We start from the raw sequence: 15762 nt of genomic DNA on the forward strand, positions 1-15762 counted from the left end.
TACAACTTAGATATCGATTCCTTATTCATTGTTCGCAGCAATGTTGTCAAGTTGTCCCAAAAGGGCTGCGCCTTTTGTGTTTTCAGGTTATCGGGAATAATTAAGGTCAAAAAAAGAAAACCGATATTGGGATATTCATCGAAGAAATGACAACCCGACAACCTCAGTGACAACGCTGACAACAATGATCAATTCGTGCCTAAGTCCCCCATTCCCTAAGTCACCTCCTTTACCTTTTCTTTTGATACAGTGGTTTTTGTTTTGAGGAACGGATATTGATCAGTTCAATTTGATTTTTTCTTGGCTTGATACGGTAAGTCAAAATGGTATGCTTATTAATTGGTCCTCGGCGTAAATTCTTTTGATGTTTAGTCTCTTCAAGCAATTCAGGATATTTGGCAAGCAATTGAAAAAATTCATTGGACTGACGAACAAACTCTCTGATTTCTTTCTCAGTAAAATGGGTCAAAAGATATTGAATAATGTTGTCAAAACCTTGTTGGGCACGCTTGGTCCAAACGATCTCTAAAGCCACTTCTTATATTTGGTCATTACTTCGCTATGGGGCAATCCTTCACCTTGCTCTGCTTGAGAAAGCCCTTCATTTATTTCAGACCGCTCCTCATCACTGATCTTTTCCCACCAGTCTATTTCCTTCTTTTTTTTCAAAGTAATGAACTCATTGAGTATTTTGGCATCATTTAGCCCAGCAAGCCACTCAATCAGCCTTAATTTCTCTGCCTGAATATCCATAAAATCACCGTTTTCCAAAGATAACATTTTTACATTTATTATTGGTTTCTTAAACCTTTTCACTTCAAGCGAAACCGATTTTATCTTGACATGCTTTAACAGGATTGATGAAATAAGAATTGGGAGTTACGAATGACGTGACACATACCAGAGGCAGCCAAACTATAAGAAAAAGACAACCTGACAACCTAGATATCGATTCCTTATCCATTGTTCCCAGCAATGTTGCCAAGTTGTCCCAAAAGGGCTACGCCTTTTGTGTTTTCAGGTTATCGGGAATAATTAAGGTCAAAAACAGAAAACCGATATTGGGATATTCATCGAAGAAATGACTACCCGACAACCTCAGTGACAACGCTGACAACAAAAATGATGAATTTTGAATGTTGAATAATGAATGATGAGTTACGAGTTACGAGGCTTTCAACATGCCATAGGCAGCGGACAAACTATAAGAACAAGACAAGCTGACAACTTAGATATCGATTCCTTATTCAATGTTCACAGCAATGTTGTCAAGTTGTCCCAAAAGGGCTGCGCCTTTTGTGTTTTCAGGTTATCGGGAATAATTAAGGTCAAAAACAGAAAACCGATATTCGGAAATTCATCGAAGAAATGATAACCCGACAACCTCAATGACTACCCTGACAACAATTCACAATTCTCCATCCCTCAGTCCCCAAATCCCTAAGTCTCTAAGTCCCTAAGTCTCTAAGTCCCTAAGTCCCCAACTCCCCCCTTTCAGCTTTTCCTCCTCTTCTGATATCCTGATTATCTGATCTTCTGTTCTCCTTTGGAAAAGAATGATGAATTTAGAATTTTGAATAATGAATGATGAGTTACGAGTTACGAGTTACGAGGCTTTTGACATGCCATAGGCAGTGGACAAACTATAAGAATAAGACAACCTGGAAACTGCAGTGACAACCCCGACAACAATTCATAATTCACAATCCCTAAGTCCCCCATTCCCTCAGTCCCTAACTCCCCCCTTTCAGCTTTTTCTGTCCTTCTGATCTCTGATAACCTGATTATCCGATATCCAACCTCCCACCTTTTACCTCTCACCTACTTTCACCTTTGAGCTTTTGGCTTTGAGCTCTTTTCAACTTTAACCTTCGAGCTATATCCCTCCACCATCCCCGCCATAATCTTAGCGGAAAGCAAACTCAGTGGTATACCTCCGCCGGGATGGACTGAGCCTCCGACAAAAAACAGATTTTTGATGAAGGGAGAATAATTGGCATGCCGGAGGAAAGCAGCATAACGGTTGTTCGAACTGTTGCCATAGAGGGCACCCTGGGCACTGGAAGTTTTGGATTCAATGGAACGGGGATCCAAAATCTCCTCCACCTCGATCAGGGGCTCCACATCTGCTTTTAAGGTGTTTTTGATTTTTTTGAGGATATTTTTCCTGGCCTCCAGGATCATGGCATCCCAATCCTGTCCCTGATTGTTGGGCACATTGATCATGGTAAACCAGTTCATGCAGCCTTTTGGGGCATCGTCGGTTTTGTATACAGACGTGATATTAATGTACACGGTGGGGTCTGAGGAAATGGTTTTATCTTTAAAAATATGGTCAAATTCCCTTTTGTAATCCTCAGAGAACAGAATGTTATGCAGGCCAAGTTCCTTAAATTCCTTTCTGATCCCCCAATAAAAGATCAGAGCGGAAGAGGATTTGGGCTGCTCCAACAGCTTGGTGGGTTGCTTTTCCTGTTGAAGGATGGTTTTGTAGGCATTGACCATGTCCATGTTGTTGACCAACACATCCGCCTTGTGCACCTGCCCATTCAGACTGATGCCCACCGCTTGCTTTTTGTGTACCAATACCTGTTCCACCTTTTGGTCAAAATGAAAGGCCACCCCGATGTCCTTGGCCAGTTGGTAGAGGCTCATGGTGATGTCATGCATGCCTTTCTTTGGGAAAAAGGCTCCGATATTGAATTCCAGATGGGGAATAATATTCAGGGTTGCCGGGGTTTCATAAGGATTGGAACCGTTATAGGTGGCATACCGGTTGAAGAGCTGTACGAGTTTGGGATGATCAAATTGCCTGGAATTGGCCATATTCATGGTACTGAAAATGCCTAGTTTGCCCATTTTCAGGTAGGACCGGAAGGCCTTGGAATTGACCCAGGTACGCCATTGGTGTAGGGATCGGTGCATAAAGAGCGGAGCAAGGTGTTCGTAGATATAGGCAGACTGCTTCAGGCTCTCCCGGATATGGGCGGCCGGTTCCCCAAGTTTGGTTTCCACTTCCTCCGCAAAGGCATGGATATCCGCATGCGCCTTGATGCTTGTGCCATCTTCCCAAAAATAATGGCAGGTAACGGGGAGCTTGAGGTATTCAAAATGGTCTTTGGGATCCCTTCCCGCAATCCGAAACAATTCCTCCACCTGTTCGGGCAGGGTAAACAGGGAAGGCCCTGCATCAAAACGGTAACCTTGGGCATTGATTTCTGAAAGTTTGCCGCCGGGATAGGCATTGGCCTCATATACGGATACCTCAAAGCCTTTTACCTGGAGGCGGATGGCTGCAGCAATGCCGGCGATTCCAGACCCGATGACAATGGCTTTTTTGGACATGTTTAGTGAACTGTTGCGGTTGTATTTGGTTTCGTGAAGGTATAAATTTTTGAAAACAAAAAAACCCTTGAGTTTCCAAAATCTCGAGGGTTTTATGAATGGCACCTAGGCCCTCAGGGTTCGGTACTTGGGTTGTCCGGAGCTTCACTCCGTTATCAGGTTGTCAAGGCCCACCTGCGGGGGCCGTTGTCGGACATGACTTAGGTAAGGTGTCGGGGCAATTGTCCTTGCGAGGAATGATGAATAATGATTTGGGAGTTACGATTTACGAGGCTTTCGATATGCCAGAGGCAGCGGACAAACTATAAGAATAAGACAACCTGACAACTTAGATAACGATTCCTTACTCAATCTTTCCAGCAATGTTGTCAAGTTGTCCCAAAAGGGCTACGCCTTTTGTGTTTTCAGGTTATCGGGAATAATTAAGGTCAAAAACAGAAAACCGATATTCGGAAATTCATCTAAGAAAAGACAACCCGACAACCTCAGTGACAACACTGACAACAAAAATGATGAATTTAGAATTTCGAATAATGAATGATGAGTTACGATTTACGATTTACGAGGCTTTCGATATGCCGGAAGCCTGCCTGACTTTCGGGCAGGCCCGATATTTCGAAGACCTTTCGCTCCGAAAAACGAAGACTCTTCACCCGATGGCTATCGGGATCAGAGTGACGGTAATAAGTTACGTAAAAACGATTTTAAATAACAAACTCACCATTGCGTCATGTTGAGCTTGCCGAAACATCTCTTCGATATTTCGAAGACTCACCTTCAATTTTGTGGCTTAAAAATCTTGGGTTTTTTAACCCTATTTCCTCTTGGAATAACCAATGTCCCTAATTCTTCTTTGATTCTAAAACATTCGACATGCCAGAAGCAGGCAAACTACAAGAACAAAACAACCTGACAACTTAGATAACGATTCCTTACTCAATCTTTCCAGCGATGTTGTCAAGTTGTCCCAAAAGGGCTACACCTTTTGGGTTTTCAGGTTATCGGGAATAATAAAGGTCAAAAAAAGAAAACCGAAACTGGAAAATTCATTAAAGAAATGACAACTTGACAACCTCAGTGACAACACTGACAACAAGAATGATGAATTTAGAATTTTGAATAATGAATCATGATTTGGGAGTTACGATTTACGATTTACGAGGCTTTCGACATGACAGAGTCGGGAAAACTAAAAGAATAAGACAACCTGACAACTTAGATCACGATTCCTTACTCAATCTTTCCAGCAATGTTGTCAAGTTGTCCCAAAAGGGCTACGCCTTTTGTGTTTTCAGGTTGTCGGGAATAATAAGGGTCAAAAAAAGAAAACCGATATTCGGATATTCATCGAAGAAACGACAACTTGACAACCTCAGTGACAACACTGACAACAATTCACAATTCTGCATCCCCAAGTCTCCCATTCCCTAAGTCCCCCATTCCCTCAGTCCCTAATTCCCAATTCGTAACTCGTAACTCGTAAACCCCTAAACCCTAAACCTCGAAATCAACTTATCCATCCAATTGTTCTTTGCCTTGGTGTCGTTTTCCTCGTAGTAGTTGCCGGTGTATTTGTTTTTGCGCATGTAGGAGTAGTTATAGCCATAGCCATAATTGTAGCCAGCAAAATCATAGGTATCGCCACCGGCTTTCAAACCGTTGAATACAGCATAAAAATTATGGATCTGATCGTTGGCGTAAAGGTCATTGATCATCAGCAAATGTTTTTTGTGGGTATAATCCTGCCGGATGATGTACAGGTTGACATCGGAAAAGCGCAACAGGTCCATGGTCTCGGAAACCAAAGCCACAGGCGGGGTGTCCATGATGATCACATCGAATTCCAGTTCCAGTTCTTCCAAAAGTGTCCCCATCTTGTCCTTCAACAAAAGCTCGGCAGGATTAGGTGGCACAGGGCCGGAAGGGATCAAGTAAAGGTTTTCGTATTTGGTTTCTTTGACAATGTCTTCTCTTTCCGCTTTCCCTACCAAAAAGGAGGAAAGGCCTTTTTTGTTGCTCACCCCTACATACTGGGAAATCTTCGGCTTACGAAGGTCCATGCCCACAATGACTGTTTTCTTGCCACTCAGGGCCATGGCCGCAGCCAGGTTGAGGCTGACAAAGGTCTTGCCTTCTCCGGATACACTTGAGGTGACCAGAATCCGCTTGCATTTTTTCTCACTGGCAATGTAAAACAAGGCTGACCTCAAAGAACGAAAAGACTCTGATACCAAAGCCTTGGGAAACTCTGCCACCAGCATATTGGTGCCCTTGTCACTGAAGCCTATGGTGCCCAACAATGGAATCCGGATGGCGTTTTTCAACTGAATCTGATCCATGATCTTGTTGTTCATGTAGTGGTAGAACAACAGAAAACCAAGTGGGATAAAAAAGCCGAGCCCCAAGGCCATGCCATAATTTTTGGGTTTTTGGGGGAAGATCAGGCTGCCTTTTTTGGCATAATCCAGGATGGAATTGTCCGATACATTGGAGGCCTTGGCAATGCCGGCCTCTGCCCTTTTTTCCAAGAGGTAATTGTACAGGTTTTCCCTCAACTTGTACTCCCTAAAAATATTGGTATAGCTGGATTCCGCCTGGGGCAATTTGGAAAATTCCTTGTCCACCGTTTCCAACCTTTTCAAGGCTTCCTTTTTTCGGTCTTGGGTGTTTTGCACCAGATTTTGGATGTTTTCGTAGATGTTGTCTCTCAGCCGGTCAATCTGATCATCCAGCTTTTTGACATCCGGATGGTTGTCATTGACTGCTGCCAGTAACTTCCTTCTTTCAAGGGAAAGGCTCATCAGGCTTTGGGTAAAACCATTGAGTACGCCATCATTGATCCCTACCATGGAAGGGGCGACCACCTCACTGTAATCCATGGCCTTGCGGTCCAGGTAGGCTTTGAGTGAATTGTAATAGCTGAGTTCGAAGTTTAGGCTTTGGATGTATTCCTCCAGGCTTTGAATGTTGTTCAACATGCCTCCGAATTCCGTGGTGACATCCATCATTTTGTTGGAGACCTTGAAATTGAGCATCCGGCTTTCCACTGAACGCAAAGAATCCTCTACGATGTACATTTGCTCCTCGATGAATTTGAGGGTGTTTTCTGAAATCTGGTTTTTTTCCCTCAGGTCATATTCCAGATACGCATCCATCAGGGCATTGACATAATCCCTGCCTTTTTCCACCACCGTGGAAACCATGATCACCTGAAGAACAGTCCCGAAGTTGTTAAGCGGTCTTACCGTCACGGATTTGGAATACTGCTCCACAAGGGAAGATGGGTTATGGATCATAAAAGACATCTTCTCACCCACGCGCATGGATTTAATCTCCTGCACAGCAAATTTTGTTTTATCTGTTTGCAGGGTATCACCAAACTGAAGAGGCTTGCCAAGAATGCCCTCATCGACCGGTCCGCCAGCCTGAGCGGAAATAAAGTCAAAAAAACCTTTGTCCTCCCGGCTCAACTCAAATTCCTTTTCGCTGATTTTGGTGAGTTGGATCAGTCCGGATTCCAATTGGGGATGATCCCAGTCCACGGATACCTTTATGGGGGATTTATCGTAGAGCTCCACTTCTTTGATGTTGGTCGAGGCATAATAGCTCACATCGAAGTGCAGTTTGTTCAAGGCTTCAGAAGCCAGGTTTTTGGAAGTAAAGAGCAAGATGTCATTTTCCAGGTTGTTGGGACTGGAAAAGATATTGGCCCGATCCAGGATGCGGACTTCAGGGGAAACGTTTCTTTTGATCAGGATACTGCCCCGCACTTCGTACTGTTCTACGGTATAGCGGTGGTATAAAAACACCAATACCAAGCCAATCAGGATACAGGTCAAATACAAGGGCCAATAGCGGGAGTATTTGATCAGGTAATACTTGATGTCAATGGGTTTGACCTCTTCTTCAAACTTGGAATTTTCTAATTGATCAATCATCACGTACCTCTAAATAAAACAATAAAAAACAACAAGGAGGTAATCAATCCGATGCTCAGCTGCAAGGAGGCAGAAAGGTTGTCTGCCCGGCCCACTTGCCTGATTTTCATCGGTTCCAGATACAAGATATCATTGGGTTGGATAAAATAAAAGGGGGAGGCCAACAATTGTCTGTCATTCAGGTTGATCTGATGGATTTTGGTGCCTCCGTCATACTGTCGGATCAGGAAAAGCTGGTTCTTTTTGGCCAGGATATTGGATTCTCCGGACAGGGCCAGGGCATCAAAGATGGTGGCCCGGTTTTTCAGGATCACATTCACGCCGGTATTGCTGAATTCCCCCAAAGCAGTGAAACGGATCCCACCCGTACGGAGTCTGACAAAGACCTCTTCTTTGAAATAAACATTGATTTGCTCCTGTACCAGCTTTTTGGCTGCCTCTTCGGTCAGTCCGGCGATTTTGATCTTGCCCAGCCGGGGCAATTCCACAAAGCCGTCTTTGTCAATGCTGTACCCAGTGAAGAAAAACATGTCTCCACCTCCCATCATGCCCATGCCACCACCCCCCCGCATGGAGCGGCTGCCCTGAAATTCAAAAGCCTTGGTCAGTTCCTCATCGGAGGACGCGAAGTCGATGTCCACGATATCAAATGGCTGTAGGATGTATTCGTAGTCCACCTCTGCATAAGGGATAAAAGTATTCAGGTCAATGGGTTCATTGTCCGGAAGGTTTTGCAGGTAGGTGATCCTTTTGTTACTGATACAGGCACTTCCAAGGAGCATGAAGCATAAAAAAAGCCTTGGGTAATGTTTCTTCATTTAACTGTCATGTTTTGACATGGTTTTAGAATTATCAAATATACAAGGATTGGAAAAGTATCATAGAAGAATTGAAGGAAAATATGTTTTTATGGAGATTGGGTGATTTTTTTTATTACGGAGAAACCTTTGAGGTTTCCCAAACCTCGAAGGTTTTTTGTGGATCGGTGGTGAATGATGAATTGAGTGTTTTCAAGCTTTCAGCTGTTGTCAGGTTGTCCCCCCACTTGGTGTAGTTTGCAACTACACCATTCTATCTTTTTATCTTGTTATGGAAACATCAACTTCAATAGGCCATTTTCAATGGCCAACTTGTAGTTTTATACAATTTCCTGCAAATTTATTGGCTTGCTTAAATTTGTTCTTTTAACCCTATTTCCTCTGTTCTTTTTTCTTGATAAAAAAGAACCCCTGCCAGCGGCGCAGCAGGCTGGAAAAAATCAAGGCTGTAAATCGGCTTTTAAATTGGTTTCGTGCTCAACTAAGTTCAAATGACTTGTCCAATTTAATTTTTGTCCGGGAATGGTAAGCTAAAAATGAGTTGATCTCCTTCGGAACCTCAGGAGCTAACTCATTTTCTTTACGCTCCCCATCCCCTACCAAAAACCAGCCGCTTTAAGGCCAGAAATTTGTTCCTTAAATTCATTTATGACATTCCATTGGAATAACCAATGACCCTCATTTTCCTTTGATTCTCAAACTTTGAGATCTTCTTTCTTTGGGCTTTGGGCTGTTCTTTTAAAAATGACAAATCGTACCATAGCGTCATGCTGATCCCGAAGGCTTTCGGGAGAAGCCCGTCTGACGGCCGGGCAGGCAGAGTGACTAAAAAAACATGGCTTTTCCTCCGATATTCTGTTTATCTGTTTTCTGTTCTCCCTACTTTCAGCTTTGAACTTTGAGCTTTTCCTGTCCTTCTGATCATCTGATATCCCGTTCTTCTGTTTATCCGTTTATCTGTATTTCCTACTTCCAGCTTCGAGCTTCATGCTTTCCCTCCAAAAAGCATTTCCATCCCTCAGTCCCCGATTCCCTCAGTCTCCAATTCCCTAAGTCCCCAATTCTCTCAGTCCCTAAGTCCCCCCTTCCCAATTTTCCAACAAAATCACCTCCCATACAGCTTTTCCAATGCCAACCCATAATCCGCTATCGACTTTTCGAGGGTGAAATGGGATAGGGCAAAGGACCTGATTGCCTCTCTGTCGGGATTGATCTGGGATTTGATCCAGGTCTTGGTTTTATCAATTCGGTTTGGGTCCCCGTGGTCAAAAAGGTGAACAAAGGGTTTTCCTTCCAAGATGGCCGCTGTATCCCCTATGCCTCTGGAAGAAATGACAGGCAGGCCCATCAACAGGTATTCTCCCAGTTTAATGGGCGCCACACCCCGCATGCTAGGTGCTGGCAAGCGGAGGTTCAGGGCCATATCCCCCGCGGACAAATATTCGGGTATTTCCTGGAAAGACAGGGAGATCAGGATAAGTTTGTCGCTGAGCTCAGCAGGAACTTTTCCTTCCAGAAATTCCAGGTTTTTGCTGATCACCATCATCTTACTTTGCAAATGATCCTGCCGGTAAGCTTTAAAAATGGCCAGCATCTCCTCCCAGCCATACTGCGGGCCCAAGGTCCCCACATAGACCAGGAGCTGATCCTTTGCTTCCAGGCCGTATTTTTTCCTGATCCTGTCCCTTTGGATCAGGTTAGTCCGGAACACTTCAGGGTCTCTTCCATTGCTGACAACATGGAATTTGGCATGGTTCCGGGGCGCAAGATTTTCCATGTGCACTTCAATCGCTTTTTGACTGCGCGTAAGCACCAGATCAGCCCTTTTCAGCATTTTGAGTTCCTCTTTTTTAAGCCATTTGTATTGCAAACCCTGATCATTTAGCCCCGCAAAGTCCACCCGCTCTTCCAAAGCCAGCCCATCCGCATCAAAAATAACCTTGATCGGTACCTTGAGTCTTTTCAGCAGCCCATTCACCATCATGGCTGGCATGGTGCTCCGGGGCATCAACAGCTGAACGTCCTGTTCGAGGATGTAATTTTTCAGGTAGCGGACCCCTTTCAGGATGGCCCATAGGGCTCCCAGCATTTTATGGGGCTTGCGGGAGATGGGGTAGTGACGGTACACCAGACCGGCTTTTTCCGCTTGGCGGGCAAGGTGCAGGACTTTCTCCTGCCCAGCCCATGAAAACTGCAGGACATGGCAATCCCAATCCTCCTGCTTTTGGATCCCCTCCAAAATGGGGAAAAACAATCCTTCCAGGTAGTGGGTCCGATCACTGTCCCAAGTGATGAAGAGCAGTTTTTTTGGTTTTTCTATGGGCTTCTTCATGCGATCTGAAGGTCAGGATTTGGGATTTACGAGTTACGGGTTTTGAATTACGAATTACGAGGCTTTCGACATGCCAGAGGCAGGCATACTACAAGAATAAGACAACACTGACAAACTTCGGTCTCCCGGCTGCTTCGCTTTGTTGTCACGCCTGCCTACCTAAGGTAGGTTATCACGCCCCACCTGCGGGGGCTGTTGTCGGGTTATCCCCCACTTGGTGTAGTTTGCAACTACACCATTCTATCTTTTTATCTTGTTATGGAAATGTTAACTTCAATAGGCCCATTTTCAATGGCCAACTTGTAGTTTTATACAATTTCCTGCAAATTTATCGGCTTGCTTAAATTGATTTTTGATGTCTTGTTTCCTCTTACTTTTTTGCTTGACCAAAAAAGTAACACCTGCCTGCAGCAGGCAGGAAAAAGTCAAGCCGGGACCTTACACCCACAAGGCCCGACGCATCCTCGGTTTTCCGGCGACCCACCGCGCGGTCTGTGGAACGATTTTGGTTTAAAAATTAAATTTGCTGACTTTTCTTCAAATAAATGACAAACTCACCATTGCGTCATACTGAGCCTGCCGAAGCCCGCCTGACGGCAGGGCAGAAATACGGAGACCATTCGCTCCGAAGGACGAAGACCCTTCGGCGAGCTCAGGGTGACGGTAAAGTTTTAGCTGACGCTTCGAAAGATCGAAGACTCTTCGGCGATCCTCTACCTCAGGCAGGCAGAGTGACGAAAAAACATGGCTTTTCCTCCGATATTCTGTTTATCTGTTTTCTGTTCTCCCTACTTTCAGCTTCGAGCTTCCAGCTTTTATTCTTCGGTTTTCCGGCGACCCACCGCGCGGTCTGTGGAACGATTTTGGTTTAAAAATTTAATTTGCTGACTTTTCTTCAAATAAATGACAAACTCACCATTGCGTCATCAGGCCCGCCTGACTTTCGGGCAGGCCCACCTGAAGGCAAGGCAGGCATCTCTCCGATATTTCGAAGACCCTTCGGCGAGCTCAGGGTGACGGTAAAGTTTTAGCTGACGCTTCGAAAGATCGAAGACTCTTCGGCGATCCTCTACCTCAGGCAGGCAGAGTGACGAAAAAAAATATTGCTTTTCCTCCGATATCCGGTCTTCTGTTCTTCTGTTTACCTGTTTTCTGTTCTCTCTACTTTCACCTTTCAGCTTCAGGCTTTGAGCTCATCATGCTTTCAGCTTTCAGCTTTAAGCTAATCACCAGCCTTGTAGAGCCTAAACTCAAGAGATACCCTGGTTTTGTCCGATTCCTCATTGAGGGCCAATCCGTGGATCAAATGAGAGGAAAAAATAAGTACCTGACCATAGGTTACTTTGGACCGTTTTAGCTCATGCTGACCATCCCATGATTGGATCATTCTTACCCTGTAGGTATTTCCTTCCATTTTTCCTCCTTCAATAGTTCTGAGAATGTCCCTTTCATTGATAAGGTGGCTTTTTGGTGCAAGGGGTAAATTTGATTTTTCCGTCATTCCAGCTATAGGGATCCAGAAATTAATGAACCGAGGGATGTATCCGTTGATGTCTACCCCTTCATAAATGTCCTTATGAGGGGGATTAAAATCTTTGGAAAAAGGCCTGTTTATCCGCACGATGATCTGCATTTTGTCCTGTGTGTCAGGATCTATGTCGGTCAGGTTAAACCTGAGTATTTTACCTAAGACAGGCAGGATTTCATTTACGGGAAAATTAAAATCCGCTGAAAACAAATCCCTTGTTTTGGACACAACTTTGAAGTGTTCAGCGTCGGTTTTTACATAATGATGGTAATTTTCTAAGTCAAAACCCGCTGTGTCTATCAAGCATTCCCTGGCAATGATGTTGCCAATGCTGGCCATTAATCCTTTTTTGAGTGATTTGAATTCAGCTTTGCTTAAGAAGGTCTTTTCAGTGAAGCCCTCTTTGTACCAGGGTTGATGAAAAGTCATATCTGTGGCTTCCCTCGAGAGCACCTCATCATTTCCATATTTGAATTCGGGCGCATTTTCTATTGAAAAAATGCGTTCAGTTCCGTCAATTTTAAAAGGTGTTGTGATGTTCATACGGTATCTTCAGGTTCAATAATCGTTCAGGCAAGGCTTTTTTTTGGGTTCAATTTCAAATGCTGTAGGTTTCCTGCCGAAGGAAAGGTAAGAACGATCTTCTGTTTCGATTTATAGAGAGATCGGGCCGGCCCGCCTGACTTTCGGGCCGGCCCGCCTTACGGCCGGGCAGGCATCTCTCCGATATTTCGAAGACCATTTGCTCCGAAGGACGAAGACCCTTCGGCGAGCTCAGGGTGACGGTAAAGTTTTAGCTGGCGCTTCGATAGATCGAAGACTCTTCGGCGACCTTTTACCTCAGGCAGGCAGAGTGACGAAAAAACATGGCTTTTCCTCCGATATTCTGTTTTCTGTTCTCCCTACTTTCAGCTTTGAGCTTCGAGCTTCCAGCTTTTTTTCTTCGGTTTTCCGGCGACCCACCGCGCGGTCTGATGGGAGATTTGATAATCACTTTGTGATTTCAGTTTTTTCACTTCCAGCTTTCAGCTGCCTTCTGATTTTCTGTTCTTCTGTTTATCTGTTATCTGTTCTCACTACTTTCAGCTTCGAGCTTCCAGCTTCCAGCTTTTATTCTTCGGTTTTCCAGCGACCCACCACGCGGTCTGTGGAGCGATTTTGGTTTAAAAATTTAATTTGCAGACTTTTCTTCAAATAAATGACAAACTCACCATTGCGTCATGCTGAGCCTGCCGAAGCCCGCCTGACGGCCGGGCAGGCCCGCCTGAAGGCAGGGCAGAAATACGGAGACCATTTGCTCCGAAGGACGAAGACCCTTCGGCAAGCTCAGGGTGACGGTAAAGTTTTAGCTGACGCTTCGAAGATCGAAGACTCTTCGGCGACCTTTTACCTCAGGCAGCCAGAGTGACGAAAAAAAATATAGCTTTTCCTCCGATATCCCGTTCTTCTGTTCTTCCGTTTATCTGTTTATCCGATTATCTGTTCTCTCTACTTTCAGCTTTGAGCTCCATGCTTTCCCTCCAAAAAGCATTTCCATCCCTAAGTCCCCAATTCCCTCTGTCCCCAATTCCCTCAGTCTCTCAGTCCCTAAAAGTCCCCCTTTTCACCTCCGAGCTTTGAGCGCTACTCAAAAAAAGAAAAACCAACCCCAACAGAAAATACACCATCACCATGTTTTTCAGCCGCATCATGATGCCGAGGACATTGATGCCTTGGGAAAGGAAAAAGACGAGGACCACAAACAGCAGCAGTCCCAACTGCAAAAAGGCCGGCATGCGCTTCAATCCCCGCCAACGGATAAAACCGACCAAACCCAAAGTCAAACCCAGATAAAGGCTGTTTTCCAGGGCGGCCAGTACCGGCCACAAATCTTCGGCTTCCCAGATAAAAGGCCGGTAAAGAAAGGTGATCCACTGATAGGGCATGGGGTAGGATTCCATGGGCACTTCAGAGGCTGCCCCGAATCCGCGTAGAAATTCCATCTGCCAGTCCATATAGGTGCGGTAGGCATTCAGACTGAAATCCTCCAGTCGAAGCAGCTCTTTGAGGTACAGCCAGGCCAAAAAGCCCATCAACAAACCCAACCCGCCCAGCACAAGCCGATACTTGACAGGGATTTTAGCCTGGACCAATCCCACAGCCATCAAGGAGAAAAATGCCAATACCCCCACATAGGGCCTGACCAAAAAAACCAGCACCAAAGCAGGAAAGAGGTAAATCCAGCGCCGTTTCAGGTTTTGGTAGCTCCACATCAGCCCCACCAAAGCACTGAAAACCAGCGCCTCCTTCCCTACCCCCGATGTCCAGAAATGCAGGTTGGGAAGCAAAAAAAGCCCGTAAAACAGGCTCTTTTCCATGGCGGTTTGGGGGGTGGGAAAGGTGGATTTTGCCAAGCGATACAGGCCATATATCCCCCATAGGCCCACCAGTCCATACAAAAGGTTCCCCAACCAAAAAGGCAGGCCCAAAATCCTGGCCGGAAGGTAATTCAGCCACTGTATGAAAAAGGTCCCGGTGCCCCAGTGCTGTCCCCAGCTTGCTGCCTGCTGACTCCTATCCGCCTCCAAAAGCCAGTAAGCCATAGCATCCCCGCCGTTTTGGTGGATGTAAATGGTAAACACACCGATAAACAAGAGGTGGTAGACCAGAAGTAGGGGTAGAAAAACCTTTTCAGGCAGCGGATTGGTATTCAAATCCATTATGAAAGGGGGATTTATCGGGGGGTGGGATTTTGGATATGGGTGGCTTCGAAGGCTGCGCAGATTTGCTCCATGTTTCGCGAAAGCATCCCATATTCTTGATGCAGGTACTGATAATGGTCCAGGATTTCTTTCAGGGCCAAAAGGTTTTCCTCCGGACAATGCCCGAAATTATGGGGATGCCACCACAGGTGGTAGTATTCCCCCAACCTGGCGGCCAGGGTCATTTCCATTTTGATCCTTTCAATCCTTCTTTGGTTAAAGAATGAGGCGGGCCTAAAGGGCCGAAGGAGCCTGGATGCCGGAATCGCCAAGGGCATATCCTTTTCCCGGCCCATGTCCGCCGGGTGGAAACTGCTTTTTTGTCCCAAAGGGTACAAGGTGTCTCCGGTTCTAAAAATCTTCTTGATCAGATTCTCCTTATGAGGGTGCCGCCAATACCAATCTCCAGGATTGGTTCGCACTGCAGTGAAACCTGCTTCCGCAGCTATTTTCAGGTAAGGGTTATCATACTGGTTCCTCGGGAAAACCAAAGAATGCAACTTCAAAGCAAATTTCTCTTCAGCCAGACGCTGACAGGCTTTCAAATCTGCCCTGAATTCCTCCTGCTGCTGCCCCGCCTCCATGGTATAATAATGGGCAAAAGTATGGCTCCCCAATTCCTGACGGGGCGTTTGGATAATGGCTCTGACCAAGTCCGGGGCAAAGAGGCTTTCCGTTTTGCTTTTGTGGCCCTTGGCCCATTCATAGGCGGAAAACTGCTGTTTTTGGTAGGAAGGAGTAAGCGAGGGTTTGTTTGCTTCCCATTCCTCAAAGTCATCGGCCATCAACATCCCCACCGTGGCCCAGGTCGCGGCGATTTCACCCTTGGCGAAAAGCGCCAAAACCCTATACACCGCTTCTTTGGTCCTTCGGTAATGGCGCTGTTCTTCCGTCAGCCTGACCTTGTCAAACCGCCCCCAATGCAGTTCAAAGTCCAAGGAAATGATGAATGCTGGCGAGTTCATTGGATTAAAGTAAGGAATTGGGGTTAGAAGTTAAGGGGTTTTTATTTATTTCTGTGATTGAATTTCTATTTTAGGAGCAACTCCTTGGATTGAAG

The 15762-nt window shown here is 45.4% G+C and carries 10 protein-coding genes; 1 reads left to right on the top strand and 9 read right to left on the bottom strand.

The genetic code is table 11. From position 1 onward, the window contains the following. Window positions 1-229: 229 nt before the first annotated feature. The 6 genes from H1A14_RS22505 to H1A14_RS22530 all read right to left on the bottom strand — a co-directional run bounded on the left by H1A14_RS22505 (window position 230) and on the right by H1A14_RS22530 (window position 10433). Window positions 230-535, bottom strand: a complete 306-nt coding sequence (locus tag H1A14_RS22505; protein WP_194778570.1) for a type II toxin-antitoxin system RelE/ParE family toxin — start codon at window positions 533-535, stop codon at window positions 230-232. After that, complete coding sequence (locus H1A14_RS22510; protein WP_194778571.1) at window positions 526-780, bottom strand: hypothetical protein; 255 nt, start codon at window positions 778-780, stop codon at window positions 526-528. The genes H1A14_RS22505 and H1A14_RS22510 overlap by 10 nt, the downstream gene beginning before the upstream one ends. A 1047-nt stretch (window positions 781-1827) precedes the next feature. Then, a complete protein-coding gene (gene crtD / locus H1A14_RS22515) occupies window positions 1828-3345 on the bottom strand; it encodes a 1-hydroxycarotenoid 3,4-desaturase CrtD (RefSeq protein ID WP_194778572.1) in 1518 nt (505 codons plus the stop codon). A 1487-nt stretch (window positions 3346-4832) separates the two neighbouring features. Next, window positions 4833-7283, bottom strand: a complete 2451-nt coding sequence (locus H1A14_RS22520; RefSeq protein WP_194778573.1) for a GumC family protein — start codon at window positions 7281-7283, stop codon at window positions 4833-4835. Then, window positions 7283-8101, bottom strand: a complete 819-nt coding sequence (locus tag H1A14_RS22525) for a polysaccharide biosynthesis/export family protein (RefSeq protein ID WP_228527932.1) — start codon at window positions 8099-8101, stop codon at window positions 7283-7285. The genes H1A14_RS22520 and H1A14_RS22525 overlap by 1 nt, the downstream gene beginning before the upstream one ends. Before the next feature lie 1105 nt (window positions 8102-9206). Then, entirely contained in the window at window positions 9207-10433 is a 1227-nt protein-coding gene (locus H1A14_RS22530; protein WP_194778574.1) for a glycosyltransferase family protein, read from the bottom strand. A gap of 336 nt (window positions 10434-10769) precedes the next feature. Between H1A14_RS22530 and H1A14_RS22535 the strand changes: the two genes are divergently transcribed. After that, entirely contained in the window at window positions 10770-10982 is a 213-nt protein-coding gene (locus H1A14_RS22535; protein WP_194778575.1) for a hypothetical protein, read from the top strand. Window positions 10983-11655: 673 nt separating this feature from the next. On the opposite strand, the gene H1A14_RS22540 is transcribed toward H1A14_RS22535, so the two are convergent. From H1A14_RS22540 to H1A14_RS22550, 3 genes are all read right to left on the bottom strand, one after another. Beyond that, window positions 11656-12504 (bottom strand): phytanoyl-CoA dioxygenase family protein, encoded by an 849-nt coding sequence (locus H1A14_RS22540; RefSeq protein WP_194778576.1) that lies wholly within the window; start codon window positions 12502-12504, stop codon window positions 11656-11658. 1037 nt (window positions 12505-13541) lie between these two features. Then, window positions 13542-14660 carry a hypothetical protein gene (locus H1A14_RS22545; RefSeq protein WP_194778577.1) on the bottom strand — a complete coding sequence of 373 codons (1119 nt, stop codon included), beginning with the start codon at window positions 14658-14660 and terminating at the stop codon, window positions 13542-13544. A 14-nt stretch (window positions 14661-14674) separates the two neighbouring features. Continuing rightward, on the bottom strand, window positions 14675-15667 hold the full coding sequence (locus H1A14_RS22550) for a polysaccharide deacetylase family protein (RefSeq protein ID WP_194778578.1): 993 nt from the start codon (window positions 15665-15667) through the stop codon (window positions 14675-14677). Window positions 15668-15762 lie beyond the last annotated feature (95 nt).

The sequence above is a fragment of the Pararhodonellum marinum genome, assembly GCF_015354735.1.
GTDB classification, from domain to species: domain Bacteria; phylum Bacteroidota; class Bacteroidia; order Cytophagales; family Cyclobacteriaceae; genus Pararhodonellum; species Pararhodonellum marinum.

Bases quoted from the DNA above. Each gene is read 5' to 3' on its own strand.
- H1A14_RS22550 (WP_194778578.1), bottom strand. From the start codon at position 15,667: ATGAACTCGCCAGCATTCATCATTTCCTTGGACTTTGAACTGCATTGG.
- H1A14_RS22540 (WP_194778576.1), bottom strand. From the start codon at position 12,504: ATGAACATCACAACACCTTTTAAAATTGACGGAACTGAACGCATTTTT.
- H1A14_RS22510 (WP_194778571.1), bottom strand. From the start codon at position 780: ATGTTATCTTTGGAAAACGGTGATTTTATGGATATTCAGGCAGAGAAA.
- H1A14_RS22530 (WP_194778574.1), bottom strand. From the start codon at position 10,433: ATGAAGAAGCCCATAGAAAAACCAAAAAAACTGCTCTTCATCACTTGG.
- H1A14_RS22520 (WP_194778573.1), bottom strand. From the start codon at position 7,283: ATGATTGATCAATTAGAAAATTCCAAGTTTGAAGAAGAGGTCAAACCC.
- H1A14_RS22545 (WP_194778577.1), bottom strand. From the start codon at position 14,660: ATGGATTTGAATACCAATCCGCTGCCTGAAAAGGTTTTTCTACCCCTA.
- crtD (WP_194778572.1), bottom strand. From the start codon at position 3,345: ATGTCCAAAAAAGCCATTGTCATCGGGTCTGGAATCGCCGGCATTGCT.
- H1A14_RS22525 (WP_228527932.1), bottom strand. From the start codon at position 8,101: ATGAAGAAACATTACCCAAGGCTTTTTTTATGCTTCATGCTCCTTGGA.